Origin of the sequence: Curtobacterium sp. MCBD17_003, from assembly GCF_003234885.2 — a bacterium.
Lineage (GTDB): Bacteria > Actinomycetota > Actinomycetes > Actinomycetales > Microbacteriaceae > Curtobacterium.
Window position 1 is genome coordinate 2,779,665 of the sequence record NZ_CP126275.1, and the last position, 25,049, is coordinate 2,804,713.

The window sequence follows — 25,049 nt, forward strand, 5'->3', positions numbered from 1 at the left end:
GCGCGGCCGTGCCCGTCAGCCCGCGGTGGTGCCGGCCACGAGCGGGATGACCTGCTCGCCGAACCGCTCCATCTCCTCGAGCTGTGGCGAGAACTGCAGCAGGAGCGTGTCGACGCCGGCGTCCTGGAACGCCCGGATCCGCTCGGCGACCTGCTCGGGCGTCCCGACGAACCCCGGCCGCAGGCCACGGTTCGACACGGAGTAGTCCTCCAGGCTCGGGACGCGCTCGAGCTGCGACTTCGAGATGAAGTCCTGGTACGACTCGTACGCGGCCCCGTGCTGCACGTCGGTGATGCGGGCGAGCTCGGCCTGCGCCTCCGCCTCGGTGTCACGGACGATCGCGTAGGCGGCCATGCCGAACGCCTCGAACGGCGGCAGTCCGGCGTCGACGCGACGCTGCTTCATCTCGTCGATCTTCGTGCGCAGCTCATCCACCGTGCCGCCGTGCGTGACGTACGCGTCGGCATAGCGTGTGATGCTCGCCTTGCCGGCCTCGGACTCACCGCCGGCGTAGATGCGCGGCTGCACGCGGGGCTTCGGCTCGAGGTGCGCGTTCTCGATGTCGTAGTACTCCCCGTGGAACGAGTACGGCGTCTCCGTCCACATGCCCTTCATGATCTCGACGAACTCGGCGGTGCGGCGGTACCGGTCGTCGTGCTCCGAGAAGATCCCGCCGTACTGCTTGGCCTCCTCGGCCCACCAGGCACTCACGACGTTGAACGTGAACCGACCGTTCGAGATGTCGTCGATCGTCGCGGCCTGCTTCGCCGTGACGGCGGGCAGGTGGTAGCCGGGGCGCATGGCCGCCATGATCTCGAGGCGGTCGGTCGTCGCCGCGATCGCCGCCGCGAGCGCCCACGCCTCGAGGCTCGGCGCGGCCGTGCCCTTGATGTCGTTGAGGTTGAGCTCGGGGACGAGCGTCAGGTCGAAGCCGATCTGCTCAGCCCGCTGGGCGAGGCGCTTGACGTAGTCGAACGTGACGGGCATCTGCTCGTCCTCGACGTTGCGGAGCCAGCCGCCGAACAGCGGGGTCCAGTATCCGAATCGCACGTGGTTCTTCCGGTTCGTTGGGGTGGGACGGTCGGGAGGCGCGGTGCCGGTCGGGCCGGCGCCGTGCCTCCCGGGGTGGTCGCGGTGGTCGCGGGTCGCGGTGGTCGCGGGTCGCGGTGGTCGCGGGTCGGAGCGGCCGAACCGGTGCCTTCCGTTCGAACACCGCGATGCGGCGGTGCGAACGGAAGGAGCCGGTGCGATGCTCAGACGGCGAGCAGGGCCTGCTCGCTCGCGAGGAGCGCGCCGAGGTAGCGCGCGATGCTGCGGGGCCCCGACACGGGGCTCGTCTCCTCGACCGCGGGGTTGTAGTTCGTGTTCGTGTTGATGTCGTAGACGACGGTCCGACCGTCGACGGTCTCCATGAACTCGATGCCGGCGACGCCGATGCGCTGGTCGGCCAGGAACGCCTCGAGCCGCTGGACGATCTCGGACCCGGCCGTGATCTCGGAGCGGATCGAGAACGCGCTCGGCTGGCCGGCCGTCGGCACGTCGCACGCCGCTCCCGCGAACGTCTGCTCGGTGCCGGTCTGCGCCGTGCCCGTCTGGGCGGGGCCGCTCTGCGGCTGCGCCGCCTGGCCGGGCAGCGGGACCTCGCACGCATCGGCCGGGCAGAGCTCGAACGACCCGGCGCTCGTGTCGACGCGGACGGCGTAGACGAACCGACCGCCGACGAACTCGACGCGGGTGATGAACGGCGCACGCGCGACCAGGTACTCCTGGATGAGGGTGATGCCGTCGACCGGCTCCTCGAACTCCGGACTCTCGACGTACGACGCGAACTCCGCCACCGTGTCGAACCGCCGGACGCCCAGGCCCTTGCCGCCCTGGTTGTGCTTCGTGATGAACGGCGCACCGGGAGTCGACGCCTCGGCGACGAAGCGCTCGGCGGCGGCGACGAGGTCGCGGTGACCGAACACCGCCGTCGTGCGCGGCACGTCGAACCCGGCGTTCCGGAGCAGGCCGTGCTGCGCGACCTTGCTGACCTCGAGCTCGAGCACGTGGCTGCCGTTGACGACCGAGCGGCCAGCACGCTCGAGCCAGCCGAGGACGGCGCGCGTGTACTCCTTGCTGTGCTCGTGCCCGCGGGTGTGGCTCGACGCGGACATGCGCGACCAGTAGACGCCCGGCGCAGGATCGGCGGCGAGGTCGATGGAGCCGTCCGTCAGCAGGAGCTCCTCGACCGGGACACCCTCGGCCTCGAACGCAGCGGCGAGCGGTGGGAACCACTCGGGGTTCTCGTGGATGACGTACACACGGGGAGTGCTCACCGCAACAGCCTAGGCACGGTCCCCTGCGCGCGCCACGCCGGTCGTCACAGTAGGCAACCGCGGAGGGGCTGACTGCCCCGTTGCCGTCCGGGCAGGGGTCTCGGTTCCCTCGGACGGGGTCGGGCCGAACCGCTGCTCGCCGAGCACGCCGAGCAGCGCCAGCCGGTCTGCCGCCTCGGTACCGGGCTCCGCGGTGAACACCAGGAGCGCCTGCGCCCGGTTCTCGGTGAGCAGCACCTGACAGTCGACCTCGAGTCGCCCGAGTTCCGGGTGCAGGAAGGTCTTGTGGTCCGTGAACCGCTCGGCGACCTCGTGTCGCTCCCACACCGCCACGAACTCCGGACTCCGGGCGGTCAGCCCCGCGACGAGTTCCCGCGCACGGCGGTCACCCGGGCCGGCCGCCCCCACCGCGGCCCGGAGCGAGGCGACCTGGATGCGCGCCTGCCGCTCGTGCTCCTCCGGGGCGTAGCGCTCGCGCTCCCGACCGAGGAACCACCGCCACACCTGGTACCGCTCGGGCCCCGGCAGCCCCACCGTCGCCCCGAGCAGCGCGACGGCCCGGCGGTTCTCGGCGAGTGTCTCCCCGAGGTCGCTCACGACGATCGCCGGATCCGCGTCGAGGCGGTCGAGCACCCGGAGCAACGGCGGCGCCACGTGATCGGCACGCCGCACGCGCACCGGGGCGTTGTGCCCGGCGAGGTGGAACAGGTGGTCCCGCTCCGCCACGGTCAGCCGCAAGGCCCGGGCGAGCGCCTGGAGCATCTGCTCGGACGGCTGCGGACCGCGTTGCTGCTCGAGCCGGGTGTAGTAGTCCGTCGACATCCCGGCGAGCGCGGCAACGTCGTCACGCCGGAGGCCCGGCGTCCGGCGGCGCGGACCGGCACCGAGGCCGACGTCCTCGGGCTGGATGCGCTCCCGCCGGCGCCGAAGGAAGTCCGCGAGCCCGTCCCTGTCCACGCCGTCCCGTTCCACCCCGTGATCCTCGCACCCACACGCGTCCGCGACCAGGGATCGCCGATCCCCCGATCGAAGCGCTCTGCCCCGCCAGCCCGGACTCCGCGATCCTCAGGGCATGGACATCACCACCAGCACCGTCTTCATCCCCGGCGCGACCTCGGGCATCGGCCTCGGGCTCGCACGACGCCTCGCCGACGCGGGCAGCACCGTGGTCGTCGGCGGTCGTCGCCGGGCCCTCCTCGAGGAGATTGCGGCGGACGATCCGCGCCTGGACACCGTCGTGCTCGACGTCGACGACCCCGCCTCCATCATCGCGGCCGTGCGGACCGTCGTCGAGCGGCACCCCTCGCTCGACGCCGTCGTCACGATGTCGGGGATCATGCGCCCCGAGGACCTCCGTGATCCTGCGCACATCGCCGCTGCCGAGGCGACGATCACCACCAACCTGCTCGGCACGATCCGCCTGGTCGACGCCGTCCTGCCGCACCTGCTCACGCGGCCGGCCGCGACGCTCATGACCGTGTCGTCCGGGCTCGCGTTCACCCCGCTCGCCGCGACACCGACCTACAGCGCGACCAAGGCGGCCGTGCACTCGTACACGCTGTCGCTCCGGGCACAGCTCGCCAACTCCGGCGTCGAGGTGCTCGAGCTCGTGCCGCCGGCCGTCGCCACGGACCTGCTCGGCGGCGCCGACTTCGGCGGCATGCCCCTCGACGCGTTCCTCGACGAGGTCGTCGCCCTCCTCGCGGCCGGGGCCGGGGCGGAGGTCCTGGTCGAGAACGTCCTGCCCTTGCGCTGGGCGGAGCGGAACGGGAACCAGGCGGACCTCATCCGGGCCCTGGTCGCGGGCCACTGACCCCTACCGGCGTCTGCCCAGCGGAACCGCCTCGTTTCGACGATCCCGCTGTCGTTCCCCGACGGGTTCGTCGCCACATGCACGCACATCGGATGCGGGTGCATGCGGCGACGATCCCGCTGTCGTTCGACACGCGCTCCGTCGTCACATGCGCGCATCGACAGCGCTCGGGTCAGCGGCGCTTCTTCGCCGCCTTCGCCTTCTTGGCCGGCGTGACCTTGGTGTTCGGCGGGTACACCGCACCGCTCGACGAGCTCCAGTCGGTGAGGTTGTAGACGACCACCAGCGCGATGCCGCTGAGGAACCAGAAGCGGCGGGCGCGACGGTCCTTGAGCACGCCGGTGATCAGCGGCAGCAGGACGTAGAGCAGCCCGCTGTTCTTCTCGATCGCACCGTGCACCGCGAACGGGACGGCGGGGACCGCGGCGGACGGCTGATCGGTCACCGCGTTGAGGCCGCCCTGCACCAGCCCGAACAACCGGAACAGGCGACGAGCGCCCGGACGGAGGCCCAGCGCGCCCGGCAGGAACAGGTTCGCGGCCGTGAACCCGTAGTCGATGCGGCCGTGGAGTTCAGGGCTGATGGGCTTGGCGGACACCTGCTGCTTCGTCTTCGGCATGGTTCCAGAGAACTCCTCGGCGGCTGGTGGTGCACCACATCGCCGTCGAGATCGGACCCGGTTCGTGGGTGGTGCCACGGAGGGATCGGCTGAGCCCTACGCGGCGGCGAGCACCGTGCGACCGAGGCGCGTGAAGTCGTCGACCGTGAGCTGCTCGCCGCGCAGCGTCGGCTCGATGTCCGCAGCGGTGAGGGCGTCGGATGCTCCGGCACTCCCACCGAGGAGTGCGGACAAGCTCTGTCGGAGCATCTTCCGCCGCTGCTGGAACGCTGCGTCGACGAGGGCGAAGACCTGGGCCCGGAGCGTCTCGTCGCCCGGTTCCTCATGGCGCTCGAAGCCGACGAGCACACTGTCGACGTTCGGTACCGGCCAGAACACCTGCCGACTGACCTGCCCGGCAATGCGCCACGAGCCGTACCAGGCCGCCTTGACGCTCGGCGATCCGTAGACCTTCGATCCCGGGTCCGCGGCGAGCCGGTACCCGACCTCGGCCTGCACCATGACGAGCGCCCGACCGATGGTCGGGAACGTCGGCAGCAGGTGCAGGAGCACGGGAACGGAGACGTTGTACGGGAGGTTCGCCACGAGGTGCGTGGGCCGCGCGCCGTCCGGCAGGTCCCCGGCCCGGAGCGTCAGGGCGTCCTGGTGCACCACGCGGAGCCGGGCCTCGGGTTGGAGCATCCGGACCGTGTCGGGCAGCTGCGTCGCCAGGCGCCGATCGATCTCGACCGCGAGGACGTCGGCTCCGGTCTCGGTGAGGCCGAGCGTCAGCGACCCGAGCCCGGGACCGACCTCGAGGACGATCGCGTCGGCGTGCACACCACCGGCGGCCACGATCCGGCGGACGGTGTTGGCGTCGTGGACGAAGTTCTGGCCCAGCTTCTTGGTCGGTGTGACGTCGAGGCGGCCCGCGAGGTCGCGGATCTCGGCGGGGCCGAGCAACGCACCGGGACGGGACGGGCCGGGAGCCTCGCTCACTCGTTCACCGTGACGGGCTCGTGGTCCCACCGCCCGTACACGATCTCGGTGTTGGACGAGATCTGCGCCGCGAGCATCGAGGGGTCGGTCCCGATGGTCTCGGCCATCGAGCGGAGCGTCAGCGGCACGAGGTACGGCGCGTTCGGGCGACCGCGGTAGGGCACCGGGGTCAGGAACGGCGCGTCGGTCTCGATCAGGATCCGGTCGCGCGGGGCGACGCGGAGCGCCTCGCGCAGGGCCTCGGCGTTCTTGAACGTCACGGTGCCCGCGAAGGACATGTACCAACCCCGCTCGGCACAGAGCCGCGCGAGGTCCGGGCCACCGGAGAAGCAGTGGAAGACGGTGCGTTCGGGCGCACCGACGCGGTCGAGCGTCGCGACGACCACGTCGTGAGCGTCACGGTCGTGGATCTGGAGGGCCAGCCCGTGCCGCTTGGCGATCGCGATGTGTTCCTCGAACGAGCGCACCTGGGCGTCGCGCCCCTCGGGACCCGTGCGGAAGAAGTCGAGCCCGGTCTCGCCGACGGCACGGACGCGGGGCAGGGCAGCGAGCGCGTCGATGCCCGCGAGGTGTTCGTCGAGGAGGCCCCGCTGCTCGAGTTCGGGCGCTTCGTTCGGGTGGAGCGCCACCGCCGCGAGGACGCGCGGTTCTCGGGCGGCGATCTCGGCGGACCAGCGGGAGGTCTCGAGGTCCGTGCCGACCTGCACGACCCCCCGGATCCCGACGCTCGAGGCGCGGTCGAGGTGCTCGCGGTACTCGATCGGCCCGTCCCCGCCGTCACCGACCCCGTCCGCGATCTCCATGTGCGTGTGGTTGTCGTACACGGGCACGACGAGCGCCGGGGGCAGCGGCGGATAACTGAGGTCACGCTTCTGCCCGGCACCGTCGCTCCCCCGCGCGCGGACGTGGGCGTCGGACGAGCTCACGCTGCGCCCTGCTCCGAGGTCTCGATGCGCGGGAACAGCCCGGCCTCGAGCGGGACGACGCGCTCGGCGCCCGCCCACTCCCACGCGCGGTCGATGCGCTGATCGCTGATCGAACCGCCCGCTCCGATCGCAGCCCAGAGTCGATCGGCCGCCTTCGGAACCACGGGCGCGAGGAGGACTCCGACCGTCCCGAGGCCGCGCAGTGCCGTCGTGAGGACCGTGCCCAGACGCTCACGCTGGTCGGGCTGCTTCGCCAACGCCCAGGGCTCCTGCTCGGTGATGTAGCCGTTCAGCGCGTCGACGAGCTCCCAGACGGTGGCGATCGCCTCGTGCGGGGCGAACCCGGCGATCGCGGCGTCGGCTCGCTCGGTCACCGAGACCGCGAGCTCGTCGATCGCACGGTCGGCGTCGGTGAGCGCTGCCCGCTCGGGCACGACGCCGTCGTGGTACCGGCCCAGCATCGCGACGATGCGCGACGCCAGGTTCCCGAAGCCGTTCGCGAGCTCGGCCTGGTAGCGCGCCGCGATGTCCTCCCAGCTGAAGTTGCCGTCCTGCCCGAAGGTGATCGCGCGCAGGAAGTAGTACCGGAAGGCGTCCGACCCGAACGTGTCGGTGATCTCGGACGGGGCGATGCCGGTCAACTTGCTCTTCGACATCTTCTCGCCGCCGACGAGCAGCCACCCGTGGCCGAACACGCGCTTCGGGACCTCGAGCCCGGCGGCCATGAGCATCGCGGGCCAGATCACGGCGTGGAACCGGGCGATGTCCTTGCCCACCAGGTGCACGCTCGGCCACAGGCGACGGAAGGCCTCGTCGTCGTCGCTGCCGTAGCCGAGCGCGGTGATGTAGTTGAGCAGGGCGTCGAACCAGACGTAGAGCACGTGGTCCGAATCCCATGGGATCGTGATGCCCCAGTCGAAGCTCGACCGCGAGATCGAGAGGTCACGAAGGCCCTGCTTGACGAACTGCACGATCTCGTTGCGGACGCTCTCGGGCTGGATGAACTCGGGGTTCGACGCGTAGAGGTCGAGCAGCGGCTGCTCGAAGTCCGACATGCGGAAGAAGTAGTTCCGCTCAGCGAGCACCTCGACCGGGATCGAGTGGATCGCGCAGACCTGCTGGCCCTCGTAGGCTCCGGTGCCGGGGACGAGGTCGCTCGGCTGCTTGTACTCCTCGCACCCCACGCAGTAGAAGCCCTCGAACTCGCCGGCGTAGATGTAGCCGTCGTCGTACAACTTCTGCAGGAACGTGGTGACCCCGCGCACGTGCCGGTCGTCCGTGGTGCGGATGAAGTCGTCGTTCCGGATGTCGACGGTGTCGAGCAGGGGCTTCCAGGCCTCGGCCACGAGACGGTCCGCCCACGCCTGCGGGGTGACGTCGTGCGAGGACGCCGTCCGCAGGATCTTCTGTCCGTGCTCGTCCGTGCCGGTCAGCAGCCAGGTGTCGTCGCCACGCTGCCGGTGCCACCGCGCCAGCACGTCCGCCGCGACCTCGGTGTACGCGTGCCCGATGTGCGGCACGTCGTTGACGTAGAAGATGGGCGTCGTGATGGAGAACGCGGTGCCGTCGGACATGCGGACCATCCTACGGGCGCGTCCCATCAGGTGACGGTGGCCCGGGACCCCTGTGGAGACCGGCGTGACCGGGCGCGGACGTGGAGGACGGGCCTCCCGTCAGCGGGCCGCGAGCGCGCCCTCGTAGAGGTCGCGGCGCGACAGTCCGGTGGCCTGCGCGACCGCCACCGATGCCTCTTTCATGCGGACGCCGGCGGCGACGCGCTCGAGGACCAACCGCACCCCCGCCTCCAGGTCGACCGGACCCTCCGCGGACGGAGCGCCGGCCACGACGACGCAGATCTCGCCACGGACACCGTCCGCCGCCCAGGCGGCGAGCTCGCCGAGCGGCCCGCGCCGGACCTCCTCGTGCAGCTTGGTGAGTTCGCGGCAGACGGCAGCGGGGCGGTCGGCACCGAACGCGTCGGCCATGTCGGCGAGGGTGTCCGCGACGCGGTGGGGTGACTCGAAGAAGACGAGCGTGCGCGGTTCCCCGGCGAGCGCGGCGAACACGCGACGCCGTTCACCCTGCTTGCGGGTCGGGAAGCCCTCGAAGGCGAACCGGTCGGTGGGCAGCCCGGACACGGCGAGCGCGGTGAGCACGGCGCTCGGCCCGGGGATCGCGGTGACGGTCACGCCGGCGGCCGCCGCCGCGGCGACGAGGGGGAACCCGGGATCGCTGATCGCCGGCATGCCGGCGTCGGTCAGGACGACCACGTCGTCGTCGCGGGCGAGGTCCACGACCTCCGCGGCACGGTCCCGCTCGTTGTGCTCGTGCAGGGCGATGAGGCGCGGCCGGTTCTCGACACCGAGGGCGCGCATCAGGTGGACGGCGGTCCTCGTGTCCTCGGCTGCTACGACCGAGGCGTTGGCGAGGGCCTCGACCAAGCGCCGGGAGGCGTCGCCGAGGTTGCCGATGGGAGTCGCCGCGAGCACGATCACCGGTCCATCATCCCGCGCGGGCGACCGACCGCTCACCATCCGCCTCGTCCTCCACAGGCCGCTCCTGTCCACCGTCACAGGATCCGGACCCGGGAGGCCCGATGCCGCTTCCCTAGGATGCTGGGGTGACGACGGACCTGGCCGAACGCGGCTCCCCGCGCGACCTCGATCGTCCCCGCGGATCACGACTCGACGACTGGTGGGCACGCGTGCTCACCACGTCGACGCGGGTCGCGATCTGGCGATGGACGGGTCCGCTCGCTGTCACGCTGCTCGCCGCGGTCCTGCGCCTCTGGGACATCGGCCGACCGGACACCCTGGTCTTCGACGAGACCTACTACGTCAAGGACGCCTGGTCCATCGTCCACCTCGGGTACGAGGGCTCGTGGCCGGCGGACGTGGGCAACGACGGCCCCACGACGGACCAGCGGTTCGCGGGCGGCGCCACCGGCATCTACACCGACGTCGCGGAGTTCATCGCACACCCGCCGCTCGGCAAGTACCTCATCGGGCTCGGCGAGCTCCTGTTCGGCGGGGCGAACGCGGTCGGATGGCGCATCACGGTCGCGGCCGTGGGGATCGCGACGGTGTTCCTCGTCGCCGTCATCGCCCGGTCCCTGTTCCGGTCGACCCTCGTCGGCACCCTCGCCGGGTTCCTCATGGCGATCGACGGCCAGGCGATCGTGATGTCCCGCGTCTCCCTGCTCGACGGCATCGTCGGCTTCTTCGCCCTGCTCGGGTTCGGGGCGCTCCTGCTCGACCGCCGGTGGACGGAACAGCGGCTCGATCGATGGCTGACGCGCCGCGAGGACGCCGGGCGGAGCACCCTCTGGGGGCCGTCACTGTGGTTCCGGCCCTGGTTGTTCGCCATGGGACTCGCCTGTGGCCTGGCGACCGCGACGAAGTGGTCGGGCATGTACTTCCTGGCGTTCTTCGCCGTGTACAGCGTGCTGACCGACATGATGATGCGGCGTCGTGCGGGAATCGAGTTCTGGAGCAGCAGCGCGGTCCTCCGGCAGGGACCGGTCACGTTCCTGCTGACCGTCCCGGTCGCGGCCGTCGTCTACCTGGCGTCGTGGAGCGGTTGGTTCCTCACGCGGGGCGGGTACGACCGGACCTGGATCCAGAACGGCGGGCACCGCTGGACCGGTCTGCTCGCGTGGGTCCCCACCAGCGTGCAGAACTGGTGGCACTACCAGACCGAGATCTACGGCTTCAACATCACCCTGCACACGCCGCACGCCTACGCGGCGAACCCGTTCACGTGGCTGCTCATGGTGCGCCCGACGAGCATGTACTACCAGGGCACGGACCTCGGGCAGGACGGCTGCGCGTCGGAGCGGTGCGGAGCCGCGATCACCGACATCGCGAACCCGTTCATCTGGTACGCGGCGGTCATCGCGGCCGTGGTGCTGCTCGTGCTGTTCGTGCGTCGGCGGGACTGGCGGGCCGGGTACGTGCTGCTCGGGGTGGCCGCCGGGTACCTGCCGTGGCTCCTGTACGCCGGGCGCACGGTGTTCCAGTTCTACACGATCGCCTTCGAGCCCTACCTCGTCATCGGACTGGCCGCCGTGCTGGCGATGCTCCTCGGGTCACGGGACGATCCCCGGCCGAGGCGGACCCGGGCGATCGTCTGGGTGATCGTGTACCTCGCCGTGGCGAGCGCGGCCACCGCGTACTGGTACCCGATGTGGACGGCGACGCAGACCTCGTGGGACTTCGTCCGGTCGCACTACTGGTTCTCGTCCTGGCTCTGAGCGGTCCGGGGGTCCTGAGCGGTCGGGGGCCCTGAGCGGTCGGGGGCCCTGAGCGGTCGGGGGACCCTGACCGGTCAGGGGGCCCCGAGCGGTCAGGTGGCACTGAGCAGTCAGGCCGGAGCCGCGTTCAGCGCGAGCTCGAGCTCCTGACGCTCGAGGGGGCGCCCGCGCAGCGGCGACTCGACGGCGGGCGGGCAGACCCCGTCGATGAGCATCTGCCCGTACCGGCGCCAGAGGTCCGGGTCGCAGGCGCGGGTCCGGTCGGCCACGGCACCCACCATGACGACGAGCATCGGCACGTCACGCGCCTGGAAGCCCTCTCGCAGCGCGCCCTCGCGGTGGGCGCGATCCACGAGCGCGGTCATCTCCGCGTCGATCCGGTCCCGGTCCCGTCGCAGCGCGGGCGACGCGGGGTGGGCCCGGACGATCACGTCGGCCAGTGCCCGGTCGCTCGCGCGTAACTCGAGCGCGCCGAGCAGGTAGGCGCGCATGGCCTCGCGTCCGGTGGGGCAGGCGGCGGCGCGCTCCACCAGCGCGGACAGGGTCTCGAACTTCGCCGACAGCAGGGCGTCCACGAGGGCGTGCTTGTCGGGGAACCGTCGGTAGACCGTGCCGACGCCCACGCCCGCCTCGTGCGCGACGTCGTTGAGCGTCACGCTGAGCCCTCGTTCGGCGAAGAGCCGTCGCGCGGTGGCCAGAATGCGCTCTCGGTTCCGCAGGGCATCCGCGCGGAGTGGTCGCGCCTCCCGGTCCGGATGGGACGTGGTGGGCATGTCGGGAACGTTAATCCCGATTTCTGGGAATAAGCGGATGCGGCGCATCCGTTTCGCTCTACACTGAGCGAGGCGTCCGACGGTGCGCGCCTCCACATCCACTGCATCCGAGTGACGGAGGACGCCATCATGACGTCAGAACAGACGGCGACGACCGGGGCGGTGCCCACGAGCACCGCGGGTGCGGCGCGCCGCACCGAGGGCGGGGTCCGCAACCCCTCGCCCATCGACAAGAAGGACCACCGCTGGATCGTCCTGACGGTGATCGGCATCGCGCAGATCATGGTCGTGCTCGACGCGACCATCGTGAACATCGCCCTGCCGTCCGCGCAGCAGGACCTCGGCTTCGGCACCGACCAGCGCCAGTGGGTCGTCACGGCCTACTCGCTCGCGTTCGGCTCCCTGCTCCTGCTCGGCGGGCGACTCGCGGACCTCTTCGGCCGGAAGAACACGTTCATCATCGGGCTCATCGGGTTCGCCCTCGCCTCGATGCTCGGCGGCCTCGCGGGCACGTTCGGGCTGCTCGTGGCCGCCCGCGCGCTCCAGGGCGTCTTCGGCGCACTGCTCGCACCCGCGGCCCTGTCGCTGCTCACCACGACGTTCACCGACATGAAGGAACGTGCGCGCGCCTTCGGCATCTTCGGCGCGATCGCCGGATCGGGTGCCGCGATCGGTCTGCTCCTGGGCGGCGTCCTCACCGAGTACGCCTCGTGGCGCTGGTGCCTCTACGTCAACCTCGTGATCGCGGCGTTCGCGTTCGTCGGCGCGTTGCTGTTCATCCCGCGTCCGGTCGCCGCACCGCGGCCCCGCATCGACTACCTCGGGGTCGTCACGATCACGGCCGGCCTGGTCGGCATCGTCTACGGGTTCTCGAACGCCGAGACCAACGGCTGGAACGACGGCCTGACCTACGTCTGCCTCGCCGCCGGCGTGGTCCTCATCGCGCTCTTCGTCCTCATCGAGACCCGTGTCGCACACCCGCTCATGCCGCTCCGCGTCGTGCTCGACCGTGATCGCGGCGGTTCGCTGCTCGCCATGGGCCTCGTCGCCATCGGCATGTTCGGCATCTTCCTGTTCCTGACGTACTACCTCGAGCAGACGCTCGGGTTCTCGTCGCTCAAGACCGGCCTGGCGTTCCTGCCGATGCCGCTGTCGATCATGTTCAGCTCGACGATCCTCGGGACCCGCCTGCTCCCGCGCGTCGGGCCGAAGGTGCTCATCTTCATCGGTGGTCTGGTCGCGGCAGTCGGTCTGCTGCTCCTCACCCGGACGCAGCTCGACAGCGCGTACGCGCCCGTCGTGCTCCCGGGCCTCATCGTCATCGGTCTCGGCATGGGCCTGATCTTCTCGTCGGCGTTCTCCACCGCCACCTCGGGAGTCGCCCGACAGGACGCCGGCGTCGCCTCGGCGATGGTGAACACGATGCAGCAGATCGGCGGGTCGATCGGAACCGCGCTGCTGTCGACGATCTTCGCCGACGTCGTGCGCGACCAGCTCACCGGGACGAAGGGCAGCCAGCTCGACCAGGCCCGCGCGGCCCTCGACGGCTACCACACGGCGTTCTTCATCTCGTCGGGCGTGCTCGTCCTCGTGGCACTGGCGGGCGGTCTGATCATCAACCGACAGCGGGTGCGCCTGGCCAAGCTGCAGGCGGCGTCGTCGGACATCACGGGTTCGATCCCGACCGCCGCGCACTGATCACACTCCCGGCGCTCGTCGCCGCTGACGACGCGGGGTCGTCCGAGCGTCCACGACGCCGGATGACCCCGCGTTTCGGCGTGTTGCCGGAGCTTGTGGAGCGTCAGTGGGTGCGGGTTATGTTGTCGGCATGTCCCCGCTCCTGACGTCGCCCCTGGTGTCGACCCAGTGGCTCGCCGACCACCTGGGGTCGGACGACCTCGTGGTGATCGACGCGACCGTGCGCACGTCGGGCATCGGCCGCGACACGCGCTGGGAGTCCGCGCACGACGCGTACGTCGAGGACGGCCACGTGCCGGGTGCGGTGTTCGCCGATCTCGTCGACGACCTCAGCGCTCCCGGAGCGGCCATCCCGTTCACCCGTCCGGACGTGGCGCGGTTCGAGCGCGCCGTCTCGGCGCTCGGCGTCTCGAACGGATCGACCGTCGTGGTCTACGACGCCGCCCAGGGCGAGTGGGCCTCGCGGCTCTGGTGGCTGTTCCGCTCGTTCGGCTTCGACACCGTGGCCGTGCTCGACGGCGGGTTCGGCAAGTGGTCGCGCGAGGGGCGCCCGATCCGCCTCGGGGCGCTCGCTCCGCGGTCGTCGACGTTCCTCGCGACCGAGGAGCGACCGATGTGGGCGGACCGCGACCGCGTCGAGCGCGCGGTGGACGGGTCGGAGCCAGCCGCCCTGGTGTGCGCCGCCGACGAGCGCGAGTTGGGTCCCGCCGTACCCGAGCTCATCCCCGGGACGACCGCGATCCCCATCGACCGGGTCATCGACGAGGACACGAACGCCTTCCTCCGCCCGCGGACCCTGTCGACGGTCTTCGCCCCCGTGCTCGACGCCCCCGAGGTCGTGACCTACTGCGGTGTCGGTACCGCCGCCTGCGTCGACGCGTTGGCCCTGACGGTCCTCGGTCACGACCACGTGCAGGTCTACGACGGCTCCCTGGCGGACTGGTCGCGGGCGCCCGAGCCGGTCGCCTCCTGATCCTGCCGGTGGCTCGCTCCCCCTCCCGACGGCCGGGAGGCCCGGTCCGGTCCACAGGGACCGGGCAGCGGTCCGACCGTGGGGACGGCACGGGATACCGTGACGCCATGCACAGCACGACGACCACGACCTGGTCTGTTCGCCCGGTCGAGCCCCAGGACGAGGCACCGTGGCGGGCGCTCTACCGCGGGTACCGCACGTTCTACCGCCTCGACCACGACGACGCGGTGGTGGACCGGACCTGGCAGTGGATCGTCCGGGGCGACCACGGACTCTTCGGCCTCGTGGCGTCCAGGCCGGACGGGACCCTCGGCGCGTTGGCCGACCTGCGCTGGTTCGCGCGGCCCGCCAGCGCGACACTCGGGCTCTATCTGGACGACCTCTTCACCGCCGCGGAGCACCGCGGACTCGGGCTCGGCCGCATGCTCCTCGACCGGGCTCGGTCGGTCGCGGCCGACGGGGGTGCGTCCGTGGTCCGATGGATCACCGCTGCCGACAACGCGACGGCGCGGTCCTTGTACGACGCCCACGCCACGGCCACACCGTGGATCACCTACGACATGGCACCGGGAGCGGCACGATGAGCGCGCGCCGCGCAGTGGTGTTCGGCGGCACCGGGGGCATCGGGTCGGCGATCGTCCGGCAGCTGCTCGACGCGACCGACGACTGGCAGGTCGACGTGGTGGCACGACGGGGCGGTGCGGCGGCCGATGCGCTCGTCGCCCGTGGTGCACGCTTCGTCCCGGGAGATCGACGGGACGGCGCGCTGCTCCGCGACGTCCTCCGCGACGGAGCCGACCTGCTCGTGGACGGCGTCGCGGCGACCGCCACGGACGCCAGGCAACTCGCGCCGTACCTGCCGGACGTCGCCTCGACCGTGCTGCTCTCGACGAAGGCCGTGTACGCCGACGAGCGTGGTCGCCACGCGAACTCACTCGGACGTCCGGTGTTCCCGGTGCCGATCACCGAGGCCCAGCCGACCGTCCCCGCGGGCGAGGGCGACCCGACCTCCCGAGACGGGTACGCGGCGAACAAGGTGGCCGCGGAACAGGTCCTGCTCGACCACGGGGCCCCGGTGACGGTCCTGCGTCCGTCGAAGGTGTACGGGGTCGGGATCGGCCGGCCGCGCGAGTGGTGGGTCGTCCGGCGGGTGCTCGACGATCGGCCCCACATCGCCCTCGCCGACGGCGGGATGAGCATCGACCACACCACCGCCGCGGCCGGTGTCGCCAGCCTGGTGCACCTCGTCGCCGACGCGCCGGATCGCCGGATCCTCAACGTCGCGGACGAGCCGGCTCCGACAGTCCTCGACGTCGTCCGGACGATCGCCGGACACCTCGGACACCGGTGGGAGGAGGTCCTGCTCGACCAGGAAACCTCCGCGTTCACGGGCCGCAGTCCGTGGTGGACGCCCTCGCCGGTCGTGCTCGACACCTCGGCCGCCCGCACCCTCGGCTGGCAACCGCCCCGGTTCGAGGACGCCGTCCTGCCCGAGGTCGACTGGCTCGTCGAGGTGGCGCAGTCGACACCCGCCGACGGGGACGTCCCCTGGGCCACCGATCCCTTCTTCGAGCGCCTGTTCGACTACGGCCCCGAGGACGCGGCACTCACGCTCTTGTCGTTACGCGAGTGACGCCGGGTTCCACGCCCGTCGCTCGTCACCGTCCGGGTCGTCGACCTCGGTGATCGTGTCCGCGAGCAGGGCCGTGGTCCGCTGATCGAGGTCGTAGGGACGCCACGGCGCGCGCCCGGTGCGCACGAACGTCACCCAGGCGTCGTGCACGGTGCGCGCGGCCCGCTGTGACGGATGCGGTCCGATCCGAGGGGCGAGTTCCGGAAGCGTCACTGTCTCGAACACGAAGGGCGTGTCCGCGGCGTGGCACGAGCCGAGGCCGTCGTTGTCGCGGGCGTCCACGGCGTCGAACCGGTACATCCAGGTCCCGGACGACCCCTGCGCTGCTGTCGTGGCGCTCTGCTCCACGCCGCGCGCCGCGAGCGCCTCGGCCAGGGCGACCGTCGGCATCCGGAACCGTTGGTCGCCGCCCACGGCCACGAGCAGCTCGCCCGGCGTCGCCCCGGGTCGCCTCCGCCGGTACACGTCGAGGCCCTCCGCTGGCAGCCCCCACCGCTCGGCAGCGGCACGGAGCCCCGCGTCGTCCGTCGCGTCGACGAGTCCCGCGGGCCGCGCGAACAGTTCGTACTCGTCCCGGGTCGTCCCGAGCAGGACGGGGACGTCCGCGGCGATCCCGGCACGGACCGCGTCGACAGGCCGGAGTGGCACCAGGTCGCCGTCGATGACGGGCGCGAACGGGACACCACCACGTGGGATCGATCCCCATCCGCCGGCGCTGGCGCGGGCGACGACGCCGCTCACGGCCTCCACCAGCGTGTCGGACGGGACTGCGGCGAGCGCCGCGGTGGTCGGTGGGATCCCGAGGTCCGCGGCGAGCGCGTCGGTCAGTGCCCGTCCCTCCTCGACCGGGAGCAGCTGGCTGCCGGCACCGCTCTGGATCACGGCCGCGGCGAAGAGGCCGCGTGCGGACGGCATCGTGAGCAGGGTGGCGACGGATGCTGCACCGGCGGACTCCCCGGCGATCGTGACCCGGTCGGGATCACCGCCGAACCGCGCGATCTCGTCCCGAACCCATCGGAGCGCGGCGACCTGGTCCTGCATGCCGAGGTTCGGCGAGCCGTCCTCCGTGACGAGGGATCCCTCGGCACCGAGCCGGTAGTTGATGGTGACGCAGACGATGCCGTCGCGGGCGAATGCGGTGCCGTCGTACTCCGGCAGCGAGCCGGAGCCCTGGAGGAACGACCCGCCGTGGATCCACACGAACACGGGGAGGCGGTCCGCGCCGACTGGCGTCCAGACGTTGCAGTTGAGCCACTCGTCGCCGGGGATCGTCACCTCGGGCAGGATCGGCACGACGGGCGCCGGGTAGCTCCCCTTCGGCGCCGTCGGGCCGTACACGGTGGCGTCGCGGACGCCCTGCCACGGGACGACCGGCTGCGGCGGTCGGAGTCGGTTCCGGCCGACCGGAGCGGCGGCGTACGGCACGCCGAGGAACCGTCGGATGCCGTGTTCGGCGGTCCCCCGGATGCTGCCGCCCGACACGTGGACGACGTGTTCCGCCTGCTCGTTCTGTTCCATCGCTGCTCCTCCACGGTACTGTGAGTGGTCACTTACAACTTACGTGTGAGCGACCACTCACACAAGTGACAGCACGGACTCCAGGAGGACGCCATGGCCGGTCGCGGAACCGCCGACGAACGACGCGATCAGATCCGCCGAGCAGCGACCGTGGCGTTCGCCCGTTCGGGACTGCACGGGGTGTCGATCGACACCATCGCGCGCGAGGTCGGCATCAGCGAGGCGTACGTCTTCCGGCTCTTCGGCAACAAGCGCGCCCTGTTCATCGATGTCGTCGTCGCCGCCTGCGACCGCCTCACCGAGGGCATGGTCGCAGCGGCAGCGAGACGCACCGGTGCTGAGGCCCTGACGGCGATGGGCGACGCCTACGTCGAGATGCTCGGGGACCGGGACCGGCTGTTGTTGCAGATGCAGGGCTTCGCGGCGTGCGCCGACCCGACCGTCCGGGCGGCGATGCAGGACGCGTTCGGCCGCCTCTGGAACACCGTGGCCGAACGGTCGGAGTTGGGCGACGTGCCCGTCAAGACCTTCATCGGCCTCGGGATGCTCATGAACACCCTCGCCGCGCTCGACGTCGGGACGCTCGACACCGAGTGGGCACGTGCTGCTCGGTCCTTCGTGCCGTTCGGTGCCTCCTGATCGGCGCTCAGTGGTCGGGCGCGTCCTCCACGTGCGCGCGGGTGTCCGACGCGCGCAGGCGGAGCAGTGCCCACGCCCCGAGCGCGAGCCCCACTGCCGGGAGGATCACGGCCTGCACGGTCCAGGCCTGCTCGATGAGGTTCGGAGCGGTCCTCTGGGCCCGAACGACGAGGCCGAGGGTCACCGGCAGCACGATCATGATCACGGCGTTGAGCAGGGCTGCTCGGGTGGTGGTCCGACGGAGCCGACGCTCGAGCTCGGCCGCCTCGCGCGCCAGCGGCAATGGGCGGGCGCGGAGGCCGGAGACCCCGATGACCGCGGCCGGGTAGAGAACGATCCCGAGGCCAGCGAGCGAACCGAGGACCAACGCGACCGCGACGACGCCCGCGCGCGAGGAGACCGTGAAGCGCAGGTAGACCCCGACCGAACGAGGCGTGAGGCGAAGCCAGGCGCGATGACCGAGCGCACCGAGCGTGACGGCGTCGACGATCACCAGGACGGCAGCCGTGACCGTGGCCCATCCGAGCGCGTGGAGCCCGCCGCGCGCACCGATCGTGACGACACCGACGATGACCGCCGCCGCCGCGAGGCCGAGCAGGACCGACGGCAGCAACCACTCCCGGATGCGCGCAGGCGTACGGGGGTGCAGCGGGGCAAGCTGCGCGTCGAGGGCGTCCCCGTCGTCATCCGCAGTCGGCACAGGGCGACTGTACCGACAGCGTGGTGCCCCGAGGATCGGACGGGGCACCGGGGGCAGCCCTCCTCGATTCCCTGCGTGACGTCCACAACGTCAACCGGAAGCGGGCACTCTCCACAGCCGGGACGGCCTGGGACCACGCGCGCGGCCTCGGTGCAAGGCTGGGCCCATGAGCGACAACCGTCTCGGCACCGCCGTCAGTCCCTACCTGCGAGCCCATGCCGACAACCCCGTGGACTGGCGGGAGTGGGGCACGGAGGCGTTCGCCGAGGCCGCGGAGCGCGACGTCCCCGTGTTCGTGTCGATCGGCTACGCCACCTGTCACTGGTGCCACGTCATGGCCCGTGAGTCGTTCTCCGACCCGGCGATCGCCGACGAACTCCGTCGGGACTTCGTGTCGGTCAAGGTCGACCGCGAAGAGCGCCCGGACGTCGACTCCAGCGCCATGATCGGCGCGAGCGCGTTCACCCAGAACCTCGGCTGGCCGCTCAGCGTCTTCATGACACCGGGGGGCCGGGTGTTCTACGCGGGCACCTACTTCCCGCCCGAACCCGTGCAGGGGCACCCCTCGTTCCGGCAGGTGCTCGGCGCGGTGCGCGAGGCCTGGACGGACCGGCGGGACGAGGTCGACCAGAACGCCGACGGCATCGCCGCCGCCATCACTGCACAGTCACAGGCGGGTGGCGGCGCGGACGACGCCGGCTCGGAGGCTCGGGGCGGCCCCGCCACGACCCTCCCGGATCCGTCGGCGGTGCACGCGGTCGTGGACCGACTGGCGGAGGCAGAGGACCGGGAGTTCGGTGGCTTCGGGTCGGCCCCGAAGTTCCCGAACGCGCCGTTGCTCGAGTTCCTCGTCGATGCCGGTGCCGACGGCGACGCGCAGGCGCTCGACCTGGCGGAACGAACCCTGACCGCGATCGCCGGGTCCGACCTCCTCGACCCCCTCGACGGCGGCGTCTTCCGCTACGCCACCCGGCGTGACTGGAGCGTGCCGCACTACGAGCGGATGCTGTACGACAACGCGGGGCTGCTCGCGACCGCTGGTGCCCTCGCCCGACATCGCCCCGACGGCATCGCCCCGCAGCTCGCGCGCGGCATCGCCCGGTTCCTGCACGCCGTGCTGCGGACGGCGGACGGTGTGTTCGTCGCGGCGCAGGACAGCGAGAGCACCATCGACGGCCGACGCGTCGAGGGTGCGTGGTACCGCGAGGACGCCGCGGGTCGCGCTCGGCTCGACCCGCCGCCGCTCGACGACCACGTGCTCACCGGCTGGAACGGACTCGCCATCCGTGCCCTCGCGATCGCCGGGGCGGCGCTCGCGGATCCCACCATGATCGAGGACGCTCGCAGCGCCGCTGACCATCTCCTCGCGACACACGTCCGCGACGGTGCGGTCGTCATCCGGTCCTCGACGCCCCGGGGTCCCTCCGCCGCGGGGCCCGCACTCGAGGACATCGGGCTGTTCGCCGAGGGGCTGGCCGAGCTCGCGCTCGCCAGCGGAGAAGCCCGGTACGCGATGGCGGCGCGGACCATCGTCGACGATGCCGTCACGCTCGACGACGCGGGCCGGGCTCGGGTGGTGGTGGGTGCGGATCCGGTCCTCGCGGCCGCAGGCACCGATGCCGGCGAGCAACCCCAGACGGCGCTGCGGAGCGGCTCGATGGGACTCGCGGGTGCAGCTGCCCGCCTCGCGGAGTTGACCGGCGACTCCCGGTACGGCTCGATCGCCGCTCAGCTGGTCGCTGGCCGGGCGAACGACGGACTGCGGCAACCCCTCGGCCACGCCGATGCACTCGGGCTCGCGCTCGAACTGGGCCGACCGAGTCGCGAGGTCGTCGTGGTGGTCGAGCACCCCGACGACCCGATGGCCCGGCGCGGCGTGGCCGAGCGACGTCCCGGCACGCTCGTCGCGGTGGTGACACCCGAGCAGGCCCGTGCCTTCGCCGCTGCGGGCTTCGAGCTGTTCGTCGACCGCGATGCGCTCGCCCCCGCGGCCTACGTGTGTCACGACATGGTCTGCGCGTTACCGGCGCGGACGATCGACGCACTCGCAGCGAGCCTGTCCGCCTGACCCGACCGCTCCCCGGCCACGGCAGGTCGGCACGACCCTGCGGGCCCCGGATGGAGCCACGCGACGTAGACTGGAGGGCTCATGCCGACCACCCCGATCGCGATCTCGTACCCGCCGGACCTGCCCGTGTCGCAGCGGCGCGACGACATCGCTGCCGCGATCCGCGACCACCAGGTCGTCATCGTCGCCGGCGCGACCGGGTCCGGCAAGACGACGCAGCTGCCGAAGATCTGCCTCGAACTCGGACGCGAGCACATCGGACACACCCAGCCACGGCGGATCGCGGCGCGGACCATCGCGGAGCGCGTGGCCGAGGAGCTCGGGAGCGACCTCGGCGACCTCGTCGGGTACCAGGTGCGGTTCACCGACAAGGTCTCGGCGAACACCCGGGTCAAGCTCATGACCGACGGGATCCTGCTCAACGAGATCCACCACGACCGCGACCTCCAGCGCTACGACACGATCATCATCGACGAGGCGCACGAGCGGTCGTTGACGATCGACTTCCTGCTCGGGTACCTGAAGCGGCTGTTGCCGCGGCGCCCCGACCTCAAGGTGATCATCACGAGCGCGACGATCGACCCCGCGTCGTTCTCCCGGCACTTCGACGGGGCTCCGATCATCGAGGTCTCGGGCCGGACGTTCCCGGTCGAGATCCGCTACCGGCCCCTCGTCGCCGAGGACGGCACCGACGCCGACGCCGACGTGGACGCCGAGCTCGACGAGGACGACGCACGCACCGGTGACGCCGGGCGGAGTACCCGCGTCGGCTCCCCCGACGACCGCGACTTCCTGCAGGGCATCACGGACGCGCTCGAGGAACTGGCGCGCGAGGAACCCGGTGACGTGCTCGTGTTCCTGTCCGGCGAGAACGAGATCCGCGACGCCCAGGACGCCATCGAGGGCAAGCGGTACCCGGGCACCGAGGTCCTGCCGCTGTACGGGCGGCTGTCCGCGGCGGACCAACATCGCGTGTTCCAGCGGAGCAGCACGCCGGGCGTCCGCAGGCGCGTGGTGCTCGCGACGAACGTCGCCGAGACGAGCTTGACCGTGCCCGGGATCCGATACGTCGTGGACACCGGCACCGCGCGCATCTCGCGGTACTCCCCACGTGCGAAGGTGCAGCGGCTGCCGATCGAGGCGATCTCGCAGGCGAGCGCGAACCAGCGGTCGGGCCGGTCCGGCCGCACGAGCCCGGGCATCGCGATCCGCCTCTACTCCGAGGACGACTTCGCCCGCCGCCCCGAGTACACGGACCCCGAGATCCTCCGCACGAACCTGGCCGCGGTGATCCTGCAGATGATCTCGCTCGGCTTCGGCGACATCGGCGCGTTCCCGTTCCTGCAACCCCCGGACTCGCGGGGCGTCAAGGACGGCCTCGACCTGCTCCGCGAGCTCCAGGCCGTGGACAAGCAGGGCGCGATCACCCGCACGGGCCAGCAGCTGACCCGGTTGCCGATCGACCCCCGCCTCGGACGCATGGTGCTCGAGGCGGGCCGGCAGGGCGTCGGCCGCGAGGTCATCGCGATCGTCGCCTCCCTGAGCATCCAGGACCCGAGGGAACGCCCGCTCGAGCAGCGGGCCCGTGCCGACCAGCTGCATGCACGGTTCTCCGATCCGACGAGTGACTTCCTGACCCTCCTGACGCTCTGGAACCACATCGAGGACCGGCAGACGGAGCTCAGCTCGAGTGCGTTCCGCCGCGAGGTCCGCTCCGAGTTCCTCAACTACCTGCGGATCCGCGAGTGGCAGGACCTGTACCGGCAGTTGTCACGGGCCGCCAAGCAGGTCGGGGTGCACGTCGGGACGGAACGCAAGGACGACCCGGACGCCGTCCACCGCGCGCTGCTGTCGGGCCTGCTCAGTCAGATCGGGTTGCGGGACCGAGAGAAGCGCGACTACCTCGGTTCGCGCAACACCCGCTTCGTCCTGTTCCCCGGGAGCGTGCTGGCGAAGAAGCAGCCGGATGCGGTGATGGCCGCCGAACTCGTCGAGACGAGTCGCCTCTTCGCGCGCACGGTCGGGAGGATCGACCCGGCCTGGGCGGAACCGCTCGCCGGGGACCTCCTCAAGCGCACCTACGGGGAACCCCACTGGGAGAAGAAACAGGGCGCCGTCGTGGCCTACGAGCGCGTGACGCTGTTCGGCGTGCCGATCGTCGCGCGACGGCGCGTGCAGTACGCCCGCATCGACCCGGTGCACGCACGCGAGCTGTTCATCCGGCATGCCCTGGTCGAGGGCGAGTGGGACTCCCCGCAGGCGTTCGACCGGGCGAACCGCAGGCTCCGGAAGGAACTCGAGCAACTCGAGGAGCGCACCCGCCGCCGCGACATCCTGCTCGACGACGAGCGCGTGTTCGACTTCTACGACGCCCGGGTGCCCGCCGACGTCGCGACGACCCGGGGGTTCGAGGGCTGGTGGCGCCGAGAGCGCCGGGACCGCCCGGACCTGCTGACGATGCGCCGAGAGGACCTGCTCGACGAGTCCGCCGCCGAGGCTGCGCAGGACGAGTCCGAGTACCCGACGCAGTGGCGACAGGGCGACCAGCGTCTGGCGCTCCGCTACCGGTTCGAGCCGGGCGCCGAGGACGACGGCGTGTCCGTGCAGGTGCCCCTGCCGCTGCTCCCCCGCATGCGCGAGGACGGCTTCGACTGGCAGGTGCCGGGGCTGCGGAAGGAACTCGTGACGGCGCTCATCCGGGCGCTCCCGAAGCAGATCCGCAAGAACGTGGTGCCCGCGGCCGACTGGGCGGAGAAGCTCGTGGCGGTGCTGCCGGACGACGCGCCGGCCGAGCCGACCGAGTCGTTCCGCTCGACGCTCGCCGCGGCGATCCAGCGCATGGTGCACGTGCCGGTGACCGAGGCCGACTTCGACATGGAGCGCGTGCCACCGCACCTCCTGCCCACGTACACGGTCGTCGACGAGCGCGGCCGCCGCGTCGGGTCCGGCAAGGCGCTCGGGACGCTGCAGGAGCAGCTCAAGGAGCGGACGCAGGCGAGCGTCGCGCGGGCGGCGAGCCGTCCCTCCCGATCGGGAGGCGCGGCTCCGGTCCCCGGGACCGCCGAGCGCTCCGGACTCACCACCTGGCCCGAGGCCGACCTGCCCCAGGTGCTGGACACTCGCCAGGCCGACGGCACGATCCGCGCGTACCCGGCACTGGTCGACGAGGGGAAGTCGGTGGCGGTCCGGCTGCTCGCGACGGCAGCAGACCGGGCGGTGCAGATGCCAGCGGGGGTCCGTCGGCTCGTCATGCTCGCCGTGCCGAGTCCGGTGAGCTACATCCAGTCGCACCTGACCGCGCAGGAGAAGCTCGCCCTCGCGACGAGTCCGTACCCGTCGACGACGGCGCTCTTCGACGACGTCCTCGCGGCGGTGGTGGACGCCGGCGTGCGGCGACGGCACCCGGACGGGCTGGTGTTCACGCGTGCGGTGTTCGAGGCGACCCGGGACGCCGTGTCGGCGACCGTGGTGGACACCATGTTCGGAGCGGTGTCCGAGGTCGCGGCCGTCCTCACGGCGTGGCGTGGTGCCGAGCGCGCGTTGAAGGCCGCCACGTCGATGGCCCTGCTCCCGGCACTGACGGACATGCGGCAGCAGATGGAACGGCTCGTGTTCCCGGGCTTCGTCGCGGCGACGGGCATCGACCGGCTGCGTCGACTCCGCGTGTACCTGCAGGGTGTCGAGGCCCGGGTGGCGAAGCTCCAGCAGAACCCTGGCCGGGACCGCGCCTGGTTGCGGGACGTCGAGACCGCCACGACCCGGTACCTCGAGGCCGGGGGGACCTTCCCGCCGCAGCCCGGTGCGCCCGCCGAGCTCGTGCACGCACGGTGGATGCTCGAGGAGTTCCGGATCTCCCTGTTCGCCCAAGAGCTCCGGCCCGCCGAGACGGTGAGCCTGCAGCGGATCGCGAAGGTGCTCGCGTCGGTCTGAACCCCGATCGGCGTGCCGGGCGACCTGCAGTGTCGGCCGTTCTGGGGACCCGTGCCCCCCGTCGGAGCGCCGCCACGACCCCCGCTTTTTCCGGCATGTGTCCGCGTCTTTCGGGGGTGTTACGTCGGGCCGTGCGGTCACCGAGTCTTCGCCGCCGAGCGACTGTCCGGCCGTCCAGTCGGTCTAGCGTGATGAGCACGCCCGGTGGTCG

20 protein-coding genes are annotated in these 25,049 nt (G+C 71.7%); 9 read left to right on the top strand and 11 right to left on the bottom strand.

The genetic code is table 11. The features are described from left to right. Window positions 1–15: 15 nt before the first annotated feature. From DEI88_RS13090 to DEI88_RS13100, 3 genes are all read right to left on the bottom strand, one after another. A complete protein-coding gene (locus tag DEI88_RS13090) occupies window positions 16–1,050 on the bottom strand; it encodes an LLM class flavin-dependent oxidoreductase (protein WP_111011180.1) in 1,035 nt (344 codons plus the stop codon). Between the two features lie 203 nt (window positions 1,051–1,253). Continuing rightward, entirely contained in the window at window positions 1,254–2,318 is a 1,065-nt protein-coding gene (locus tag DEI88_RS13095) for an ATP-grasp domain-containing protein (RefSeq protein ID WP_111072458.1), read from the bottom strand. A gap of 9 nt (window positions 2,319–2,327) precedes the next feature. Next, window positions 2,328–3,275, bottom strand: coding sequence for a helix-turn-helix transcriptional regulator (locus DEI88_RS13100; protein ID WP_111072487.1), 948 nt, complete (start codon window positions 3,273–3,275; stop codon window positions 2,328–2,330). A 115-nt stretch (window positions 3,276–3,390) separates the two neighbouring features. Between DEI88_RS13100 and DEI88_RS13105 the strand changes: the two genes are divergently transcribed. Next, window positions 3,391–4,131 (top strand): SDR family oxidoreductase, encoded by a 741-nt coding sequence (locus DEI88_RS13105; protein WP_111072459.1) that lies wholly within the window; start codon window positions 3,391–3,393, stop codon window positions 4,129–4,131. Window positions 4,132–4,303: 172 nt separating this feature from the next. Here the strand turns inward: DEI88_RS13105 and DEI88_RS13110 are convergent, their stop codons facing one another. The 5 genes from DEI88_RS13110 to rsmI form a co-directional block, all read right to left on the bottom strand. Further along, window positions 4,304–4,750, bottom strand: a complete 447-nt coding sequence (locus tag DEI88_RS13110; protein WP_111072460.1) for a hypothetical protein — start codon at window positions 4,748–4,750, stop codon at window positions 4,304–4,306. 96 nt (window positions 4,751–4,846) lie between these two features. Next, window positions 4,847–5,728, bottom strand: coding sequence for a 16S rRNA (adenine(1518)-N(6)/adenine(1519)-N(6))-dimethyltransferase RsmA (gene rsmA, locus DEI88_RS13115; RefSeq protein ID WP_181434940.1), 882 nt, complete (start codon window positions 5,726–5,728; stop codon window positions 4,847–4,849). Continuing rightward, window positions 5,725–6,654, bottom strand: a complete 930-nt coding sequence (locus DEI88_RS13120) for a TatD family hydrolase (RefSeq protein WP_111072461.1) — start codon at window positions 6,652–6,654, stop codon at window positions 5,725–5,727. Before DEI88_RS13120 ends, rsmA begins: the two co-directional genes overlap by 4 nt. Beyond that, entirely contained in the window at window positions 6,651–8,228 is a 1,578-nt protein-coding gene (gene metG, locus DEI88_RS13125; RefSeq protein WP_111011175.1) for a methionine--tRNA ligase, read from the bottom strand. Before metG ends, DEI88_RS13120 begins: the two co-directional genes overlap by 4 nt. Window positions 8,229–8,327: 99 nt before the next feature. Next, the gene (gene rsmI, locus DEI88_RS13130; RefSeq protein WP_111013991.1) at window positions 8,328–9,149 is read right to left on the bottom strand and encodes a 16S rRNA (cytidine(1402)-2'-O)-methyltransferase; all 822 of its coding nucleotides are present in this window, start codon (window positions 9,147–9,149) and stop codon (window positions 8,328–8,330) included. Between the two features lie 125 nt (window positions 9,150–9,274). Here rsmI and DEI88_RS13135 point away from each other — a divergent pair, with 125 nt between their 5' ends. Next, on the top strand, window positions 9,275–10,906 hold the full coding sequence (locus tag DEI88_RS13135; protein WP_111072462.1) for a dolichyl-phosphate-mannose--protein mannosyltransferase: 1,632 nt from the start codon (window positions 9,275–9,277) through the stop codon (window positions 10,904–10,906). 110 nt (window positions 10,907–11,016) lie between these two features. On the opposite strand, the gene DEI88_RS13140 is transcribed toward DEI88_RS13135, so the two are convergent. After that, the gene (locus tag DEI88_RS13140) at window positions 11,017–11,679 is read right to left on the bottom strand and encodes a TetR/AcrR family transcriptional regulator (RefSeq protein WP_181434938.1); all 663 of its coding nucleotides are present in this window, start codon (window positions 11,677–11,679) and stop codon (window positions 11,017–11,019) included. A gap of 129 nt (window positions 11,680–11,808) precedes the next feature. Between DEI88_RS13140 and DEI88_RS13145 the strand changes: the two genes are divergently transcribed. The 4 genes from DEI88_RS13145 (at window position 11,809) to DEI88_RS13160 (ending at window position 15,983) form a co-directional block, all read left to right on the top strand. Then, entirely contained in the window at window positions 11,809–13,377 is a 1,569-nt protein-coding gene (locus DEI88_RS13145; protein WP_111072488.1) for an MFS transporter, read from the top strand. A 130-nt stretch (window positions 13,378–13,507) separates the two neighbouring features. Then, on the top strand, window positions 13,508–14,350 hold the full coding sequence (locus DEI88_RS13150; protein WP_111072463.1) for a sulfurtransferase: 843 nt from the start codon (window positions 13,508–13,510) through the stop codon (window positions 14,348–14,350). Window positions 14,351–14,457: 107 nt separating this feature from the next. Beyond that, complete coding sequence (locus tag DEI88_RS13155) at window positions 14,458–14,934, top strand: GNAT family N-acetyltransferase (protein ID WP_111072464.1); 477 nt, start codon at window positions 14,458–14,460, stop codon at window positions 14,932–14,934. Continuing rightward, entirely contained in the window at window positions 14,931–15,983 is a 1,053-nt protein-coding gene (locus tag DEI88_RS13160; RefSeq protein ID WP_181441265.1) for an NAD-dependent epimerase/dehydratase family protein, read from the top strand. The genes DEI88_RS13155 and DEI88_RS13160 overlap by 4 nt, the downstream gene beginning before the upstream one ends. Here the strand turns inward: DEI88_RS13160 and DEI88_RS13165 are convergent. Next, window positions 15,972–17,501: a carboxylesterase/lipase family protein gene (locus tag DEI88_RS13165; RefSeq protein ID WP_111072466.1), complete on the bottom strand. Its 1,530-nt coding sequence runs from the start codon at window positions 17,499–17,501 to the stop codon at window positions 15,972–15,974. The genes DEI88_RS13160 and DEI88_RS13165 overlap by 12 nt on opposite strands. Before the next feature lie 93 nt (window positions 17,502–17,594). Between DEI88_RS13165 and DEI88_RS13170 the strand changes: the two genes are divergently transcribed. Next, window positions 17,595–18,140, top strand: coding sequence for a TetR/AcrR family transcriptional regulator (locus DEI88_RS13170; protein WP_111072467.1), 546 nt, complete (start codon window positions 17,595–17,597; stop codon window positions 18,138–18,140). A 7-nt stretch (window positions 18,141–18,147) separates the two neighbouring features. Here the strand turns inward: DEI88_RS13170 and DEI88_RS13175 are convergent, their stop codons facing one another. Next, the gene (locus DEI88_RS13175) at window positions 18,148–18,840 is read right to left on the bottom strand and encodes a hypothetical protein (RefSeq protein WP_111072468.1); all 693 of its coding nucleotides are present in this window, start codon (window positions 18,838–18,840) and stop codon (window positions 18,148–18,150) included. 166 nt (window positions 18,841–19,006) lie between these two features. Between DEI88_RS13175 and DEI88_RS13180 the strand changes: the two genes are divergently transcribed. Both DEI88_RS13180 and hrpA read left to right on the top strand, forming a co-directional pair. Continuing rightward, entirely contained in the window at window positions 19,007–20,908 is a 1,902-nt protein-coding gene (locus DEI88_RS13180) for a thioredoxin domain-containing protein (RefSeq protein ID WP_111072469.1), read from the top strand. An 81-nt stretch (window positions 20,909–20,989) separates the two neighbouring features. Continuing rightward, window positions 20,990–24,838 carry an ATP-dependent RNA helicase HrpA gene (gene hrpA, locus DEI88_RS13185; RefSeq protein WP_111072470.1) on the top strand — a complete coding sequence of 1,283 codons (3,849 nt, stop codon included), beginning with the start codon at window positions 20,990–20,992 and terminating at the stop codon, window positions 24,836–24,838. The last annotated feature ends 211 nt before the right edge of the window (window positions 24,839–25,049 follow it).

Bases quoted from the DNA above. Each gene is read 5' to 3' on its own strand.
- metG (WP_111011175.1), bottom strand. From the start codon at position 8,228: ATGTCCGACGGCACCGCGTTCTCCATCACGACGCCCATCTTCTACGTC.
- hrpA (WP_111072470.1), top strand. From the start codon at position 20,990: ATGCCGACCACCCCGATCGCGATCTCGTACCCGCCGGACCTGCCCGTG.
- DEI88_RS13145 (WP_111072488.1), top strand. From the start codon at position 11,809: ATGACGTCAGAACAGACGGCGACGACCGGGGCGGTGCCCACGAGCACC.
- DEI88_RS13150 (WP_111072463.1), top strand. From the start codon at position 13,508: ATGTCCCCGCTCCTGACGTCGCCCCTGGTGTCGACCCAGTGGCTCGCC.
- DEI88_RS13180 (WP_111072469.1), top strand. From the start codon at position 19,007: ATGAGCGACAACCGTCTCGGCACCGCCGTCAGTCCCTACCTGCGAGCC.
- DEI88_RS13105 (WP_111072459.1), top strand. From the start codon at position 3,391: ATGGACATCACCACCAGCACCGTCTTCATCCCCGGCGCGACCTCGGGC.
- DEI88_RS13165 (WP_111072466.1), bottom strand. From the start codon at position 17,501: ATGGAACAGAACGAGCAGGCGGAACACGTCGTCCACGTGTCGGGCGGC.
- DEI88_RS13170 (WP_111072467.1), top strand. From the start codon at position 17,595: ATGGCCGGTCGCGGAACCGCCGACGAACGACGCGATCAGATCCGCCGA.
- DEI88_RS13110 (WP_111072460.1), bottom strand. From the start codon at position 4,750: ATGCCGAAGACGAAGCAGCAGGTGTCCGCCAAGCCCATCAGCCCTGAA.
- DEI88_RS13155 (WP_111072464.1), top strand. From the start codon at position 14,458: ATGCACAGCACGACGACCACGACCTGGTCTGTTCGCCCGGTCGAGCCC.
- DEI88_RS13160 (WP_181441265.1), top strand. From the start codon at position 14,931: ATGAGCGCGCGCCGCGCAGTGGTGTTCGGCGGCACCGGGGGCATCGGG.
- DEI88_RS13140 (WP_181434938.1), bottom strand. From the start codon at position 11,679: ATGCCCACCACGTCCCATCCGGACCGGGAGGCGCGACCACTCCGCGCG.